Genomic DNA, 14,742 nt, shown 5'->3' on the forward strand with positions numbered 1-14,742 from the left:
GGCGATTGAGGACGACGCGCGTCAGCGCGGATATGCGGTCAGACCGTCTCCGACGGCACCCCCGCACCCGCCTCCTTGCCGGCTCCGACCGGCCCGCCCTCGGACCTGACCCGCCGGCCCCCGAGGCCCAGCAGGCAGACGACCACCAGCGCCACCAGCGACGTCCCCGCCACCATCCACATGGCAGCCCGCGTCCCGTCCGAGAACATCCCGTCAAAGACGTCCCGCACCTGCCCGGCGCTCAGCGACGTGTGCTCCCCCACCAGATCCGCCGCCCGCTCCGGATCCGCGACGGCATCCGACGTCCAGCCACCGGCAGGGGCGTGCAGCCGGGCCAGCGCCGCGTTCAGGCTGTCCTCCGCGTAGCCGCGGTAGAGCACGATGCCGGCCGCGAGGCCGATGGCCCCGCCGAGGTTGTGGAAGGTCCACGAGGAACCCATCGCGAGGCCCGCCTGCCGTTCCGGTACGGACGAGAGGGCGGAGACCGTGGCGGGGCCCAGGATGCAGGCCCAGCCGAGGCCCATGGCCACCAGCGCGGCGGCCACGTACGCCATCGAGGTGTCGCCGTCCAGCCGCGTCAGCAGCAGCGCCGAGACGGTGAACGCGGTGAAGCCGACGGTCAGCAGCCGGCGCGGACCGTAGCGGTCGGTCAGCCGGCCCACGAAGGGCGACAGGACGGCCATCACGGCCGTGCAGGGCAGCAACAGCGCCCCGGTGGCGTAACCCCCGTAGCCGTGCACCTCGTGGAGGTACAGCGGCATCAGGAAGAGCACGGTGGTGTAGAAGCAGGCCAGCGCGAAGTCGGAGACGATGGCCGTGAGGAACGAGCGGTGCCGGAAGAGCCGGAAGCTGATGATCGGGTCGGCGGCCCGCCGCTCCACGGCGTAGAACGCGACGAGGACCACCAGCGCGAAGCCCAGCAGGCCCAGCGTGCGGCCGCTCGTCCAGCCCCAGGAGTCGCCGAGGGTGAAGGCGAGCACGACGGCGGGAATGCCGAGGCTGATCAGGATCAGGCCCGGCCAGTCCACGCCGGGGCCGGCCTCCTCGTTGCGGGACTCGCGCACGCTGAAGGAGCACAGCGCGAGCGCCACGATCACTAAGGGGACGTTCACCCAGAACACCCAGTGCCAGCCCATGGCGGAGACGATGACGCCGCCGAGCATCGGGCCGATGGCCAGGCCGACGCCGTTGACCCCGTACAGGGCGCCGATCGCCCGGCCGCGCTGCGACTCGGGGAAGGCGTTCTGCACGATGGCGCCGGTGGAGGTGTACAGGATGGCCCCCGCCGCGCCCTGGAGGAAGCGGAAGGCGATGAGCCATCCCGTGCTGTCCGCGAACCCGGCCCCGAGCGAGGCGAGGCCGAAGACGACCGTTCCCGCGTAGAGGACACGCCGGCGCCCGTACGAGTCGGCCAGGCGGCCCATGGTCACCATGAACATCGACAGGGCGACGATGAACATGTTGACGATGAGCTGGAGGTCGGTCACGGAGGCGCCCAGATCCGACTGGATCTGCGGGGCGGCGGTGTTCACGATGGTCAGGTCGATACAGCCCAGAAAGCTGATCAGGCCGACCCCCGTGAAAGCCCACCATTTACGGTCGGTTGATGTCGTCACAGTGCGTGTCCTCTACACGTATGGCGGTGAAACGAAGCCGGGCGAAGCGCCGCGACAGAGCAATGCCGCGGCTTATGCCGCCACTTCGGGCGCGGCTGCCCGCTTCTTGAACCTCAGGGACAGCCACCCACCCTTCCCGGGGTATTCCCGGGTCACGAACAGTCGCTGCGTTTCGGCCATCGCGGCGGTCATGGGCTGCGGATATATGACGTAGTCGTAGCCCTGATGTGCCCACATCGGCATGATGATCGGACATTCCTCGATGAGGTAGGACAAGCAGTTCCTGAAGGCCTGTTCGACGTCCGCCTCCGGGTCACGGGCGGTCAGCCGCTCGATGAACTTCCCGATGGTGGAGTCGACCGCCTTCCGGTAACCCTCGTCCTCGGCGTACGCGAGCTCGATCCGCTCCCGGAACGAGCGGTAATCGGGATCGCCCAAGGCCTCGTCCCAGCGCAGCACCTCATTGCTCACGGACAGCTGACCGAGCACTTTGTCGTTACGTTCCAGCCATTCGTCACCCTCCCGGAGCGCCCTTTCATAGGCGTCTTCCGGACTCAGGTTCAGGTAGTTGGTGCGCTGCAACGTGTCGGCCACCGCGATGGTCAGCTGCTTGAATCCGCTGCGGTTGACGAGTTCCACGGTGGCCCGCAGCTTGTCGCCCTCGTGATAGCGCTGGCCGACGCTCACCAGCAGAATGGCCCGGGTTCCGGCCAGCGTCAGCTTCTTGGCCTCCTGACCGAAACCCGCCTTGGTCCGGCCGTCGATGATGTAGTCGCTCATCAGGGTCTCCTCAACTCCACAGCTCAAGCGGTCGATCGGGGCCGTAGTAACCGATGAAGTGGCCGAGCGTGATGCGCGGTTCGTCGCCCGACGGACGTACCGCGTGGATCTTCCGCGGGTTGAGAAGCAGCAGGTCACCGGGGGCCGGCTTGATGACCTCGACGGGCGGCCCGAGCTTGTCGCGTTCTATGCCCCAGACGCGGTCGCCCCTGAGGTCGTCGTACGCCAATTCGCCCGGCTCCGTCCCCCAGAGCTCCAACTCGCCGCCGAGCTGGGGAATGTTGATGTAGATGTTGACCGAAAGCTGCGCCTTGAGCCCCTGGGCGTGATCAGCCGGCAGGTTGCGCTCAAGAGCGTCGGTGTGCGGATTGAGGTCGACGTTCTTGTGCTGGTACCGGCAGATGCCGATGAACGCCTTCCGGCCGTCGACCCTCATCAGATTCGCGCCAGGCTCCCAGGCCTCCTCCAGCAGCAGCCGCAGGACATCACTGGGCGACGCGTACGGCGCGAACAGGTCGCGCATCCGGTGAATGTTGCCGCGCGCCTCGCTGTGGTAGCGGTCGCGCGACGCCTCGTCACTGATCTCCGAATAGGCGAAGCCGATCCGCTGAAACGCGGTGTCCTGGCTCAAACCACCCCGATCGGGGTGGTCGTAGAGCTGCGCCCGCGCGGAGGCTAATGCCTCGTCGTGCACGAACCCAGGTACGTGTACCGCCAATGCAGTGCCGTCGACGACGGCCTGGATGTCGGCGTGGGACAGCTCGGATCCTGATTTTCTTGTGATGACAGACATATGGCCGCTCTCCATGAACAGGCGGGCAGGGGTGATGGATCGGCCGGTGCGTCGACAGGGAATGACAGAGAAGTCGACAAGGCACCCAAGGGCGATCGGTGGCTACTACACCCGCCTTAGCGCGTTAACGTCAACGTCAGTTGATCGCCCGCACCGAAGGAATTCGGCAACGCTGACTTGATCCCTTCGGGGCCCGTGCACGACGGGCGACGGGGCCCGCGGATCTGAGTACGGATACGGATGGCGGGCCGTCGCCCCTCGCGGTGACGATCTCCACCATGACCACCACCACGGACCAGCCGGGCAGCGCGCCGGGCAGCGCGCCAGGCAGCCGACCGAGCCGCACGCCCTTCGTCATCGGCATGCTCGTCCTGACGCTGCTGCCCCTGGCTCCCTGGATATGGGCCTGGACCCTGCAACTGGACGTCGTCCAAGCCCCATCGCACTACGGCGACCATGCGGCGAAGGTCCGCCTCGTGAACATCACGGAGCTGATCGTCGGCGTCCCCGCCGCCGGCGCCCTCGCGGGCTCCGTCCTCGCCCCCCTCCGCCGCCGCCACGCCGGGGCGGGCGCTGCCGTCGGCGCGTTCGTCGCGGCGGTGGGGCTCCTCGCCTACGGCGTCCATCTCCTCGACGCCGCGTGGAACAAGTAGTCAGGCGGACCCGAGCCCGGCCACCTGCGCGAGCGTGGCGGTCGTCAGCTCGGTGACGAGCACGCCGGCGGGCAACGGCAGAAGGCGGTGCGCCTTGCAGCCCTGCGTGGGCAGAGCCGCGTACTCCTCCCCCACGATCCGCGCCCACGACCCGTCGAACCGCACCCGGACCACAACATCCCGTACGTTGTCCGAGACGATGGTCGACCCGAGCAGCCACACTCCCGGCTCGCGCCCGCGCTCGGAGCCCGGCGGGTCGAAGGCCAGGTGCAGAAGCCCCGCCGTCCGGCCCTGCGGATCGCCCAGCCGGTGCCACGCGATCCGGCCGTCCCCGTCGATCCGCCCGAACGTGCCGGTTCCGGCATCGGCCGACCCGAGCAGCACCACCCAGACCCCACCGGCCCCGGCCACCAGCCCGACCGGCGTACTGCCCCGATCAGCGGGGACGGGGATCTGGGCAGTGCGACCGCTCCGCGGGTCGATACGGAGAACAGCGCTCGACTGGTCCTGGCTGACGTAGAAGTCACCACTGACCGGATGCTGAGCGGCGAAGATGGGGTGCGGGCGGGCATCGAAGAGCCGGAAGCGATCAGGACGGGTGTGGTCGAGGGCCAGGACCTGGTCGCTGCCCTTCAGCGTGACCCACAACGTGTCGCCGTACTCGTTGACGTAGTGCGGCCCCTTGGCCCCGCCCGGTACGGCGATCTCCCGTACGACGCGCGGCGGGGCGTCGAGCGACTGCGCACCCGGGTCCACGAGCAGGATGCGGTTGCCGCCCTCGTGGGTGGCCCAGACCTTGCCGGGATGTCGGGCCGAGGCCGACAGGCCGTGCAACATGTCGTCTTTGGCGCCGAGTTGGAACGACCGGATGCCCGTGATCTGCTCGGTGCGTGGGTCGATGTTCAACTTCAGGAGGCGGCTGTTGGACATCTGGGACACGAGCGCCAGGGGGGCGCCCGGCACCCGCACGATCTCGTGGGTCTCGTCGGCGGGCGGCAGCTCGTACTCGACGACCGACCGTCTGGGGGTCACCGCGTCGCCGCGCGGGGCGCCGGCTGCGGCGGCGGCCGGCGCCTCGAAGAGCGCTCCGGTGGCGGCGAGACCGCCCAGTGAGAGAAGTCGGCTCTGAAACGTACGGCGGTCCAACGCCGGTCCCCCAGTCCACAGTCCGTGTTACGGCCCTGCGGAGGTTGCCCTCGTCGCGCCGGCGCTATGCGCTTATCACTCGTATGAGTAGCGGACGCGGTTGACGAACGTTGCCCAGGAGGTGGTGGGGAAGGTGAGGATGGGGCCGTGGGGACGCTTGCTGTCCCGGACGGGGACCAAGTGGGGTATTCGATCGGCGACTTCGAGACAGTCGTCGGTGCCGCCAGCGCCAGTCCCACTGAACGAACTCTTACGCCAGATACTCTCAGCTGACATCCGCGTACTCCTTCGCAACCGCTTCGATCATCTTCAGGGAAGCATCCGGCGATAGCGCTGTGGCCCTGGTGAAATCGTAGGCCCGCTGCAGGTCGGCCACACGGCCAGGATCGTCCATCAAGGTGCCGCTCATCGCAGATTCCGAGTAGGCAACAGGCGGAGCATCATCGAAGTACATGAGCTTGAGCATGCCACTGAGCGCCGGGGCGCCAGCGCTATACGGCAGGACTTGCAGGACGATGCGCCCGCCGAGGACCAACGACCGCAAGTGCTCCAGCTGTTCGCGCATCACAGCAGCTCCGCCGACGGGCCGACGGAGCACGGTCTCGTCGAGTACGTTCCACAGCACGGGCCGCGTCGGATGCGCGAAGACACTCCGGCGTTCGAGCCGCGAGGCCACCAGAGCATCAACCTCGTCGTCCGGCTTCAGCGGGAAGCCACCCTTGAACACGGCGCGCGCGTATGCCGCCGTCTGGAACAAGCCTGGGACGTACATCGGCGCATACGCATGGATCTCAGTCGCGAGCCGTTCAAGGTAGGCGACTTCCTTGAAGTAGTGGTCGTTCAACGAGCTGTTGATGATCTCCTCGCACATGCGCGCGAAGAACCCGTCCGTCCCCAGCTCCTCATCGATCCGCTTGGCGACATCCGCCTGCGGCTTACGGATGGCCGTCTCGAACAGCCCGATATACGTGCCGGAACAGAAAACCCTTCTACCGAGCTCCTGTTGAGAAAGTCCTGCCGCCTCCCGACGCCTCTTCAACTCCGACCCGAAGAACGACCAGCCCAACCTGGACTGTCCGAAGCGGCCTGATTGACCCGGTCCATTGGTCATGGCGAAACTCCCCCTTGACAACACGGGTGCTGAACGGGTTTCCCCTCTCCCGCAGCCTAGACCCGCACCGTCACTCTCTCTGTACAGACAGTGAAAAAACCGAGAGGGAATCCGTCGTGCGCGAAGGGCCGAAGACACCACACCCGACCCCGGACACCACCGCCTCGCCGAAGGCGATGACGTACCGCGAGGGCGCGTACGTCGTCGACACCCGTACCGACACGCTCGCCCAGGTGATGGGCGCCATCGGACCGCGCGTGCAGGTCCGACGCCCCGGCGGCGGGCGGGAGTGGGACGTACCGCCGCAGGCGCTGCGGCTGGCGACGGGAGAGGAACGTGCCGCCGCCATCCGAGCTGCCGGCTGCGGGGAGTGCCGCGAGCTGCGGACGACCCAGCGGAAGGCGGTGGACGCCGGGCGCAGAGAACAGGCCGTGTCCGCGACGATCGCCCTGCGCAACCACATCCGCCGGGCGCACGCGGGAATGGACTGGTGACGGCCCACTCTCCCCACTGCCCCCACCGGGAGAGCTGGACGCACGCCGACGGGATCTCGCGGTGCGACGTGTGCGGCGTGGTCCGGTTCAGCGACTACGGGGCCGTACGCCCACCGGGCCTGCCGCAGTCCCGGCCCCAGCCCAGATCCCAACCCCAGCCCCAGCCCCAGCCCCAGCCCCAGCCCCAGCCTCGGCGTACCGCCGAATGACCCCTGCCCCTCCGGCCGTACCGGTTGGCGCCCTCTGCCGGAGGGGCAGGCCTCCATCCATCCTGCGGCGGCGTGACCGAGGGCCGCCGCGCGCCCCCGGTGACCTTCGGAGCGCCCCCCGTTCTGCGGATGCGGGCCGGGGGGATCGCGGCGATGCTGGGGAAGTCAGCGTTCCTGCTAGGAGGACGACCATGTCCATGCTCGACAAGCTGAAGGGCCTGCTCAAGGGGCACGAGGACCAGGCGAAGCAGGGGGTGGAGAAGGCCGGCGACGCGTTCGACGCCAGGACGCAGAACAAGTACCAGAGCCAGGTCGACGCCGCCCAGCGGAAGGTCAACGAGCAGATCGACGCCAATCGCCCGCCCACCGAAGGGCCGCGCTAGTGCTGTGACCGTCAAGGTTCGCCGGGTTGACCAGGAGGGGCAGCAGCCGCAGCAGATCGTGCGCCGGGGGAGCATGAGTTCGGTGCGCTACCGGCGCGCGATGACGCTGCCCGCCTCGGCGGGCGGGAACCGGGCAGCCGTGACGACGAGGACCGATCGAGGCCCACTGATGACTCAGGAGGCGGACGCCTCGATCTCCCCCGCGAAGACGATGACCTGGTCGATGAGGCTCCGCCGCAGATGGACGACGTCCGTTCCCGCCAGGCGTGGGCCTCCGTCCGGCGTGGTGAAGACCCACTGATACCGGGCCCACTCGCCAGGCATGTCCACCCCCGAGCAGCGCACCATCGTGCCGGTCCCCGCCGGGTGGCGCCGGATGTCCAGCACGAACCGCTCGACCGCCTCGATCCCTTCGCTGCGGCCCAACGGCCCCCAGAAGACCACGTCCGAGGTCAAGGCCTGGGAGAGCAACGCAGTCACATAGCTGTCGTCCGAGGCGTTGAACGCGGAGATGAACGTGTCGATCGCGGACCGCGCGGTCTCTTCCTCCATGCCCCAGTAATACCAGTCGCTTCACGGTGAACCATGCCGGTCACAGCACTAGCGGCAGCGGCAGCGGCATTACCAAAGCCGGTCGATCGCTCCCGGGTGCAGCTCGATCCGGCTGCCCCGGAAGTCGTCGGCCGCCTTCTTCGCCCGTTCGGAGAAGAAGCGGGCCAGGGTGACCTTGTCGAACCCCGGCGCGTCACTGAGAAACGGATCGTCCGGCGTACCGCCGACGAGAACCGTGCCGTCGAGGACCTCCCAGCCCGCGCCCTCGTAGAACCGCCGCAATTGCTGATCGCAGGTGAACAGCGACAGATCCACGGCGGCGCCTTCCCGTACCCCCACAGCGCCCCCCGCGATCAACTCACGGGCGGCGGCCACGAGCCGCCGCCCGTTTCCCTTGCCCCGATGCCGGGCAGAGGTGACGACAGCGCTGAGACCTGCCGCGCGGTAGGTGTGGCCGGCGTGGGTGAGGTCCTTGGTGAGGATGTCGAGGGCCGCGACCACTTCGAACTCACCGGCCCCTGTCGCAACGGGGGTTACCAGTAGTACGGTCACAGGACTCAGAAGCGGATCGTGCGCGTCACCTCCCGTGCCTGGCCATGCCTCCTCGTGCATCTCCATGAGCTGCGCGCGCAGTTGTTCCGGAACCTCTTGTTCCGGATAACTTCTGATCTCCATCTCTCCCCTTATGGATCAGCCCTGTTGGTGCCGTTTTGCCGGGACCGGAAACTTTCTCCGCAGCGTCCCGGGAACCAACACACACTGTCGGACAGTTGAACACTTCTTCGAGTCCGCACAACTCCCCGCATAGCGGACCCAATCCACCGCTCACCGGTTTCCGGCAGGTCAATTCCTTGTTGCGCCCCTGTCAAAGTCCCGGGATCGATGGCACTCTCTCCTCAATTCGCTCCTGCACAACTCCTGCACCAGCGGGCGGTCTCACTCCAGGGCTGTCCGTAACCCCCCTCATAGGAGACTGAGTTGAGAAGCATGACCGCCACCTCCCGCAAGAACTCCCTGCGTGCCGCCGCTCTGGTCGCTTCCGCCACCATGGTCGTGATCGGCGTGCAGACGGGCTCGGCGAGCGCCTCGGCGACCAAGGACAGCGGCGGGCAGCAGCTCGCGCTCTCCGCCGGGATGCGGGCTTCCGCGATCAAGGACGCGCAGGGTTCGGCCTCCTCCACCGCCTCGAAGATCGGCCTCGGCGGCAAGGAGAAGCTGGTCGTCCGTGACGTCGTCAAGGACGCGGACGGGACGGTTCACACGCGCTACGAGCGCACGTACGACGGCCTGCCGGTCCTCGGCGGCGACCTGGTCGTGCACCAGAAGAAGAACGGCGCCCGCGACGTCACCAAGGCGACCGACGCCGACATAGCCGTGCCCAGCACGACCCCGTCCGTGGCGCCCTCCGCCGCGAAGAAGAGCGCGCTCGGCGTCGCCGCCGACCAGAAGACCGCCAAGGCCGACGCCGGCCAGGCGCGCAAGGTCATCTGGGCCGCCTCGGGCAAGCCGGTCCTCGCGTACGAGACCACCGTCACCGGCGTCCAGAAGGACGGCACGCCGAGCAAGCTCAAGGTGATCACCGACGCGAACACCGGCAAGAAGCTCTTCCAGGACGAGACGATCCACACCGGCTCGGGCACCAGCACCTACAGCGGCACCGTCCCGCTGACCACCACCAAGTCGGGCTCGGGCTTCACGCTGACCGACGGCTCCCGCGGTGGCCACAAGACGTACGACCTGAACCAGGGCACGGACGGCACCGGCGCGCTCTTCACCAACTCCAGCGACGTCTGGGGTGCCGGCCGCCAGAAGGCGGGCGTCGACGCCCACTACGGCGCTGCTGTCACCTGGGACTTCTACAAGAACGTCCTCGGCCGCAGCGGCATCAAGGGCGACGGCCAGGGTGCCTACTCCCGCGTCCACTACGGCAACGGCTACGTCAACGCCTTCTGGGACGACGAGTGCTTCTGCATGACCTACGGTGACGGCGAGAACAACGCCAACCCGCTGACCTCGCTCGACGTGGCGGCCCACGAGATGAGCCACGGCGTCACCTCCGCCACCGCCAACCTGCGCTACAGCGGTGAGTCCGGCGGCCTCAACGAGGCCACCTCGGACATCTTCGGCACCGCCGCCGAGTTCTACGCGAACAACTCGACCGACGCGGGCGACTACCTCATCGGCGAGAAGATCGACATCAACGGCGACGGCACCCCGCTGCGCTACATGGACAAGCCGAGCAAGGACGGCTCGTCCCGCGACTACTGGTCCTCGTCGCTCGGCAACGTCGACGTCCACTACTCGTCCGGCCCCGCCAACCACTTCTTCTACCTGCTGTCCGAGGGCAGCGGCAGCAAGGTGATCGGCGGCGTCAGCTACAACAGCCCCACCTACAACAGCTCCAAGATCACGGGTATCGGCCGGGACAAGGCCACCAAGATCTGGTACAAGGCTCTGACCACGTACTTCACCTCCACCACCAACTACAAGGCCGCCCGCACCGCCACCCTCAAGGCCACCGCGGACCTCTACGGCTCCACCAGCAACGAGTACAAGACCGTTGCCAACACCTGGACCGCGATCAACGTGAAGTGACCCTCCTACACCCCTGACGGTCTGCTTCCCGGTGCCCCCGCCGCCCCCTGTGGCAGCGGGGGCACCGCCGTCGTACGTACCATCGAAGCGTGATCGACCTCGGCTACTCCCTCTCCCGCCGCTTCCCGGACCCCCCGCAGACGGACTACCGCACCGCGGACGTCCACGCCCTGCGGCACGACCTCTTCTGCGGCGACGTCTATCTCGCCGACGTGAAGGCGGACCGGGAGCTGTCCACAGCCTGGGGATGGGTGCCCGTCCTCGACTTCGCCTGGGCCCTGTGCGACATCATCGAGAAGGTCGACCGGGACCCCCGGGGCAGCCGCGCGGCCACCACGCAGTTCGCCGAGCTGGACTTCACCGAGTCCACCGACTGCCTGGTCTTCGAGCGCCGCTTCGGCTGGGTCGACGTCACGGCCGACTGGGCGCCCGACGAGCCCCCGCTGACCTTCGACCACAAGGCGCTGCGCCGCGAGGCCCGCGACTTCCTCCACGACCTCATCGCCGACCTGGCCGACATGCACGAGGGCCTCGCCGACAACCCCGTCATCTGGGACCTCCAGAGCCGCTTCCCGCGCGTCTGACGCGGGGGCCGGGGGTCCGGGACCCGGGGACCCGGGTCCCGGCCCGGCGACCCCGGGTCCGGCGGCCCGGCGGCCCGGCGTCCCTACGGCTGGGCGGCCCGGCACCCGCGGAGGTCACCCCTCCTCCGGCGCCTCCACCCGTATGCCGATCGCCGCCGCGAAGGCCGGAGCCAGATCGAGGAGTTGGGCCGGACTGACGATCGCCCCCGACAGCTCCCCGACGCCCCGCACGATGTCCAGCTCCGCCGCCGCCCGCAGATCCACGTCCGTCATCCGCACGGCGGAGAAGTCCGCCCGCCGCAGCACGCAGTCACGGAAGACCACCCGCTCCAGCCGCGCCCCGGCGAAATCGGCCTCGTCGAGCACGCAGCCGTCGAAGGTCACGTCCTTGAGCACGGCCTTGCGCGCGTTCAAATAGTCGATCTTGCCGCCCTTGACCAGGACCCGCTCCAGCACCGCACCGTGCAGTTGCACGCCGCCGAGGCGCCCCTCGTGGATCTCCACATCACGCAGCGACGCCTCCGAGAGGTCCGTCCCCACACCCCGCACGCCGTCCAGCACGCAGTCGACCAGCCGCGCCCGGCGCAGACGGGTCTCGTCCAGCACGCAGTCGTAGAGGCCGCAGTCCATGAAGGACGCGCCGGCCCCGCTCCGGCCGCCGAGGTCCTCGCCCCGGAAGGCCAGGCCGTCGTAGTCCCCCTCGGGCTCCAGCCCCGCGCCCTCGTATGGCCGCAGCTCGGGGAGCCGCACCTCGGGCAGCCGGACCGCCCTCTTCCGAGCCGTCGCCATGACGCCCTCACCCACTTCCCGTATCGCCGGCCATGCCATCCCCGGCCATCACCGACCACCGTCACTCTCCGTGCGCGACCACTCTGGCACGAGCCACTGACAACGGCTGTGGATCACCTTGACCTCAAGGGAACTTGAGGTTGAAAACTCACGGTGTTGAGCCCGACGCCCACCCGTGGAGACCACCATGCACGCCATCCGCCTGCACACCTTCGGCCCCGCCGAGAATCTCGTCCTGGAGCGGACCGAGGACCCCGTCCCCGGCCCCGGGCAGGTGCGCGTCGCGGTCGCCGCCGCCGGCGTCCACCTCGTCGACCTCACCCTGCGTATGGGCGACCCGAACGGCCCCTACGGCCTGCCGGAGCTGCCCACCGTCCCCGGCCGCGAGATCGCCGGCACCGTCGACGCGCTCGGCGAGGGCACCGACCCCGCCTGGCTGGGCCGCCGCGTGGTCGCCCACATGGGCGCCGAGAACCCCGGCGGCTACGCCGAGCTCGCCGTCGTCGACGCCGACCGGCTGCACGAGATCCCCGAAGGGCTGGGCGAGGACCGGGCCATCGCCATGATCGGCACCGGGCGCACGGCCCTCGGCATCCTCGGCTTCACCGACCTGACCGAGGACGACGTGGTCGTCGTGCCCGCGGCCGCCGGTGGCATCGGCTCGCTGCTCGTGCAGTACGCCAAGCTGGCCGGGGCGACCGTGGTGGGCCTGGCCGGCGGCCCGGTCAAGGTCCGGCACGTCAGCGGGCTGGGCGCCGACATCGCGCTCGACTACACCGACCCCGACTGGGCCGACGCCGCCCGCGCCGCCCTCGGCGGGCGCGCCGCCACCGTCGTCCTCGACGGGGTGGGCGGGCAGGTGGCGCGCGACGCCGTGGGGCTGCTCGGGACCGGCGGCCTCCACCTCGTCTTCGGCTGGTCCGGGCAGGGCCTGACCGGCAGCGGAGCGCCGGAGCTCGACCCCGAGGAGCTGGCCGGGCGCGGCATCACGTCCCGGGGCGTCCTGGGCCCGGCCATGCTGGAACGTTTCGGCGGCGGCCGGACCGGCCTGCGCCACCTGGAGAAGGCCTCCCTCGCCAACGCCGCCGCCGGCCACGTGACCCCCGCCGTCCACCCCTTCCCCCTCGCCGAGGCCGCCCAGGCCCACCGCGCCCTGGAATCCCGCGCCACCATCGGCAAGGTCGTCCTGGTCCCCTGAGAGAGCGGGTGGGGGCCGCTGAGGGGCCAGCGCGGGGCCCCACGGCCCCACCTCCCGTGCCCGCGCTCGTTGGCAGAGCGCCCGTCTTTTGGCCGTGCCCTCGTTGCACGAGCTTCCTGCTTCCTCCCCTCCGAATCGGAGGGGATTTCGCCCACGGCCGGCGAAGGACAACCTCCGACCGGACTGACGCGGGCTCCACAGGCATTCCGGCCGACGGCCCGTCGGTCCGTACTGCGTGAGCGGGGTCAGGCGACCTGCCCATGCGTGGCCGGATCAGCGGCCCTGATCAGTGGCGGCGCGCCCCGGCCCGTGACAGCGGAACCGACGACCAGCCGGTACAGCCGCAGCCCCTCTTCACGCAGGTTCACCGCCGCGTTCCCGTCACGGTCGTGGACGGCTCCACATGCCGTGCACGTCCAGACGCGAACCGACAGATCCATCCGGGCAGCCAGGGCCCGGCAGCGGGAACAGATGTGTGTCGACGGAAAACGGCGGTCGACGACGACAAGAGTCCTGCCGTACCACTCGGCCTTGTAGGCGAGCTGACTGATCAACGTGTTCCACGCGGCATCCGCGACACCCTCGTTGAGCCTGGCCCTCTGTCGCCTGTGCATCCCGGGCCGGTGGCGCTTCAGAGCCGCGATGTCCAGATCCTCCACCACGAGCACTTGGTTCTCGCGCACGAGGCGGGTGGTGAGGTGATGCAGCACGTCCTTACGCACATCCCCGATACGGGCATGGAGGCGAGCGATCGCCTGCCGGGTCTTCTCCCGGTTCCTGGAACCCTTCTGCTTGCGATGCAACTCCCGCTGCAGCCGGGCCAACCGGGCACGACAGTGGCGCAGCAGGCGCGGATGATCGACCTTGCTACCGTCGTCCAGCGTCACCAGCGAGGTGATGCCCACGTCGATACCGACCGCCTTCGGCGCCCTGACACCTCCCGCCGCATCGACGACAGCGGGAAGCGGCGCTATGCCCTCCTCGACCAGGACGGACAGGAAGTACCTGCCCGACCGGTCACGGGACACGGTGACCTTCACCGGGTACGTCCCGGCCGGAAGCGCACGTGACCAGCGCACGTCCAGCGGCTCGCTCTGCTTGGCCAAGGTGACGAGACCCGTGCCCGGCCGCTCCGGATCCTCGACCCAGCGGAATCCCGTCCGCACATACGTCGCGGCATCCTTGGAGCGCCCCTTCTTCTTCCGGCGCGGATAACGGCCCTTCTGCCGGAAGAACCTCCGGAAGGCGGCATCCAGATGCCGCAACGACCGCTGCATGACAGCGGATGAGACATCCCGCAGCCAGGTCGTCTCATCGGCCCGCCGCCAACCCGTCAGCGCCCGGCAGGTCTCCGTGCAGCCGATCGATATCCGATGACGCTCCCACCCCTCCCGGCGCAGATCCAGGCCCCGGTTGTAGACCCAGCGACACGCGCCGAAGGTCCTCGCGAGCTGCTCGGCCTGTGCCGGAGTCGGGTAGAAGCGGAAGCGATAGGCACGTTCACGCGTGTCCGCCGCCTTCGTACGCCTCTTCATCTCGCCCCTCCCCCGTGCCAACGATGGGACCAGCACATCGGTGACCGCGCCTCGACATTGTGGCTGGCAGATCGGGGCCCTGTGTAGAGTGGAGCCGCGTCTGCGGGCTATGGGTCTGTGGGCCGGGCCGCCTTAGCTCAGTTGGCTAGAGCGGAGTACTTGTAATACTCAGGTCGTCGGTTCGATTCCGACAGGCGGCTCAACAAACGCGCAGGTCAGCGCAGCGAAACGGCCCTCCAGGAGTGATCCTGGAGGGCGGTTTTCTTTGTCTTGGGCGGGAGGCCTCTTTCTCCCTTTACCGGTT

The 14,742-nt window shown here is 68.9% G+C and carries 17 protein-coding genes and 1 tRNA gene; 8 read left to right on the forward strand and 10 right to left on the reverse strand.

The genetic code is table 11. The annotated features are described in order from the left end of the window. Window positions 1-38: 38 nt before the first annotated feature. The 3 genes from AC07BS_RS06475 to AC07BS_RS06485 all read right to left on the reverse strand — a co-directional run bounded on the left by AC07BS_RS06475 (window position 39) and on the right by AC07BS_RS06485 (window position 3,189). Window positions 39-1,616 carry an MFS transporter gene (locus AC07BS_RS06475; protein WP_478646480.1) on the reverse strand — a complete coding sequence of 526 codons (1,578 nt, stop codon included), beginning with the start codon at window positions 1,614-1,616 and terminating at the stop codon, window positions 39-41. A gap of 72 nt (window positions 1,617-1,688) precedes the next feature. Continuing rightward, window positions 1,689-2,396 (reverse strand): tRNA-dependent cyclodipeptide synthase, encoded by a 708-nt coding sequence (locus tag AC07BS_RS06480; protein WP_478646482.1) that lies wholly within the window; start codon window positions 2,394-2,396, stop codon window positions 1,689-1,691. Between the two features lie 10 nt (window positions 2,397-2,406). Further along, on the reverse strand, window positions 2,407-3,189 hold the full coding sequence (locus AC07BS_RS06485; protein WP_478646484.1) for a hypothetical protein: 783 nt from the start codon (window positions 3,187-3,189) through the stop codon (window positions 2,407-2,409). Between the two features lie 278 nt (window positions 3,190-3,467). On the opposite strand from AC07BS_RS06485, the gene AC07BS_RS06490 reads away from it, so the two are divergent. After that, on the forward strand, window positions 3,468-3,842 hold the full coding sequence (locus AC07BS_RS06490) for a hypothetical protein (RefSeq protein ID WP_478646486.1): 375 nt from the start codon (window positions 3,468-3,470) through the stop codon (window positions 3,840-3,842). On the opposite strand, the gene AC07BS_RS06495 is transcribed toward AC07BS_RS06490, so the two are convergent. The 3 genes from AC07BS_RS06495 to AC07BS_RS06505 form a co-directional block, all read right to left on the reverse strand. Then, window positions 3,843-4,988 (reverse strand): Vgb family protein, encoded by a 1,146-nt coding sequence (locus AC07BS_RS06495; protein ID WP_478646489.1) that lies wholly within the window; start codon window positions 4,986-4,988, stop codon window positions 3,843-3,845. It abuts the gene before it with no gap. 75 nt (window positions 4,989-5,063) lie between these two features. Beyond that, complete coding sequence (locus AC07BS_RS06500; protein ID WP_478930605.1) at window positions 5,064-5,264, reverse strand: DUF397 domain-containing protein; 201 nt, start codon at window positions 5,262-5,264, stop codon at window positions 5,064-5,066. Continuing rightward, complete coding sequence (locus tag AC07BS_RS06505) at window positions 5,254-6,099, reverse strand: helix-turn-helix domain-containing protein (protein ID WP_478930607.1); 846 nt, start codon at window positions 6,097-6,099, stop codon at window positions 5,254-5,256. The genes AC07BS_RS06500 and AC07BS_RS06505 overlap by 11 nt, the downstream gene beginning before the upstream one ends. A gap of 116 nt (window positions 6,100-6,215) precedes the next feature. On the opposite strand from AC07BS_RS06505, the gene AC07BS_RS06510 reads away from it, so the two are divergent. The 3 genes from AC07BS_RS06510 to AC07BS_RS06520 all read left to right on the forward strand — a co-directional run bounded on the left by AC07BS_RS06510 (window position 6,216) and on the right by AC07BS_RS06520 (window position 7,185). Further along, window positions 6,216-6,593, forward strand: a complete 378-nt coding sequence (locus tag AC07BS_RS06510) for a hypothetical protein (RefSeq protein WP_478646496.1) — start codon at window positions 6,216-6,218, stop codon at window positions 6,591-6,593. Next, window positions 6,590-6,802: a DUF6255 family natural product biosynthesis protein gene (locus tag AC07BS_RS06515; protein ID WP_478930609.1), complete on the forward strand. Its 213-nt coding sequence runs from the start codon at window positions 6,590-6,592 to the stop codon at window positions 6,800-6,802. The genes AC07BS_RS06510 and AC07BS_RS06515 overlap by 4 nt, the downstream gene beginning before the upstream one ends. A 191-nt stretch (window positions 6,803-6,993) precedes the next feature. Further along, entirely contained in the window at window positions 6,994-7,185 is a 192-nt protein-coding gene (locus tag AC07BS_RS06520) for an antitoxin (protein WP_478930611.1), read from the forward strand. Window positions 7,186-7,359: 174 nt separating this feature from the next. Here the strand turns inward: AC07BS_RS06520 and AC07BS_RS06525 are convergent, their stop codons facing one another. Continuing rightward, the gene (locus AC07BS_RS06525) at window positions 7,360-7,737 is read right to left on the reverse strand and encodes a nuclear transport factor 2 family protein (protein WP_478646503.1); all 378 of its coding nucleotides are present in this window, start codon (window positions 7,735-7,737) and stop codon (window positions 7,360-7,362) included. Window positions 7,738-7,806: 69 nt separating this feature from the next. Further along, the gene (locus AC07BS_RS06530; protein ID WP_478930613.1) at window positions 7,807-8,412 is read right to left on the reverse strand and encodes a GNAT family N-acetyltransferase; all 606 of its coding nucleotides are present in this window, start codon (window positions 8,410-8,412) and stop codon (window positions 7,807-7,809) included. 312 nt (window positions 8,413-8,724) lie between these two features. Between AC07BS_RS06530 and AC07BS_RS06535 the strand changes: the two genes are divergently transcribed. Both AC07BS_RS06535 and AC07BS_RS06540 read left to right on the forward strand, forming a co-directional pair. Further along, window positions 8,725-10,332: a M4 family metallopeptidase gene (locus tag AC07BS_RS06535; RefSeq protein WP_478930615.1), complete on the forward strand. Its 1,608-nt coding sequence runs from the start codon at window positions 8,725-8,727 to the stop codon at window positions 10,330-10,332. Between the two features lie 89 nt (window positions 10,333-10,421). Next, on the forward strand, window positions 10,422-10,916 hold the full coding sequence (locus AC07BS_RS06540; RefSeq protein ID WP_478646511.1) for a hypothetical protein: 495 nt from the start codon (window positions 10,422-10,424) through the stop codon (window positions 10,914-10,916). 114 nt (window positions 10,917-11,030) lie between these two features. On the opposite strand, the gene AC07BS_RS06545 is transcribed toward AC07BS_RS06540, so the two are convergent. Further along, window positions 11,031-11,705, reverse strand: coding sequence for a pentapeptide repeat-containing protein (locus tag AC07BS_RS06545; protein WP_478930617.1), 675 nt, complete (start codon window positions 11,703-11,705; stop codon window positions 11,031-11,033). A gap of 187 nt (window positions 11,706-11,892) precedes the next feature. Between AC07BS_RS06545 and AC07BS_RS06550 the strand changes: the two genes are divergently transcribed. After that, a complete protein-coding gene (locus AC07BS_RS06550) occupies window positions 11,893-12,903 on the forward strand; it encodes a zinc-binding dehydrogenase (RefSeq protein WP_478646515.1) in 1,011 nt (336 codons plus the stop codon). A 245-nt stretch (window positions 12,904-13,148) separates the two neighbouring features. Here AC07BS_RS06550 and AC07BS_RS06555 read toward each other — a convergent pair whose 3' ends face one another. Further along, on the reverse strand, window positions 13,149-14,438 hold the full coding sequence (locus tag AC07BS_RS06555; RefSeq protein ID WP_478930619.1) for an RNA-guided endonuclease InsQ/TnpB family protein: 1,290 nt from the start codon (window positions 14,436-14,438) through the stop codon (window positions 13,149-13,151). 126 nt (window positions 14,439-14,564) lie between these two features. Here AC07BS_RS06555 and AC07BS_RS06560 point away from each other — a divergent pair. Next, a tRNA-Thr gene (locus tag AC07BS_RS06560) sits at window positions 14,565-14,638 on the forward strand. Window positions 14,639-14,742 lie beyond the last annotated feature (104 nt).

The sequence above is a fragment of the Streptomyces sp. NPDC044063 genome, assembly GCF_056434285.1.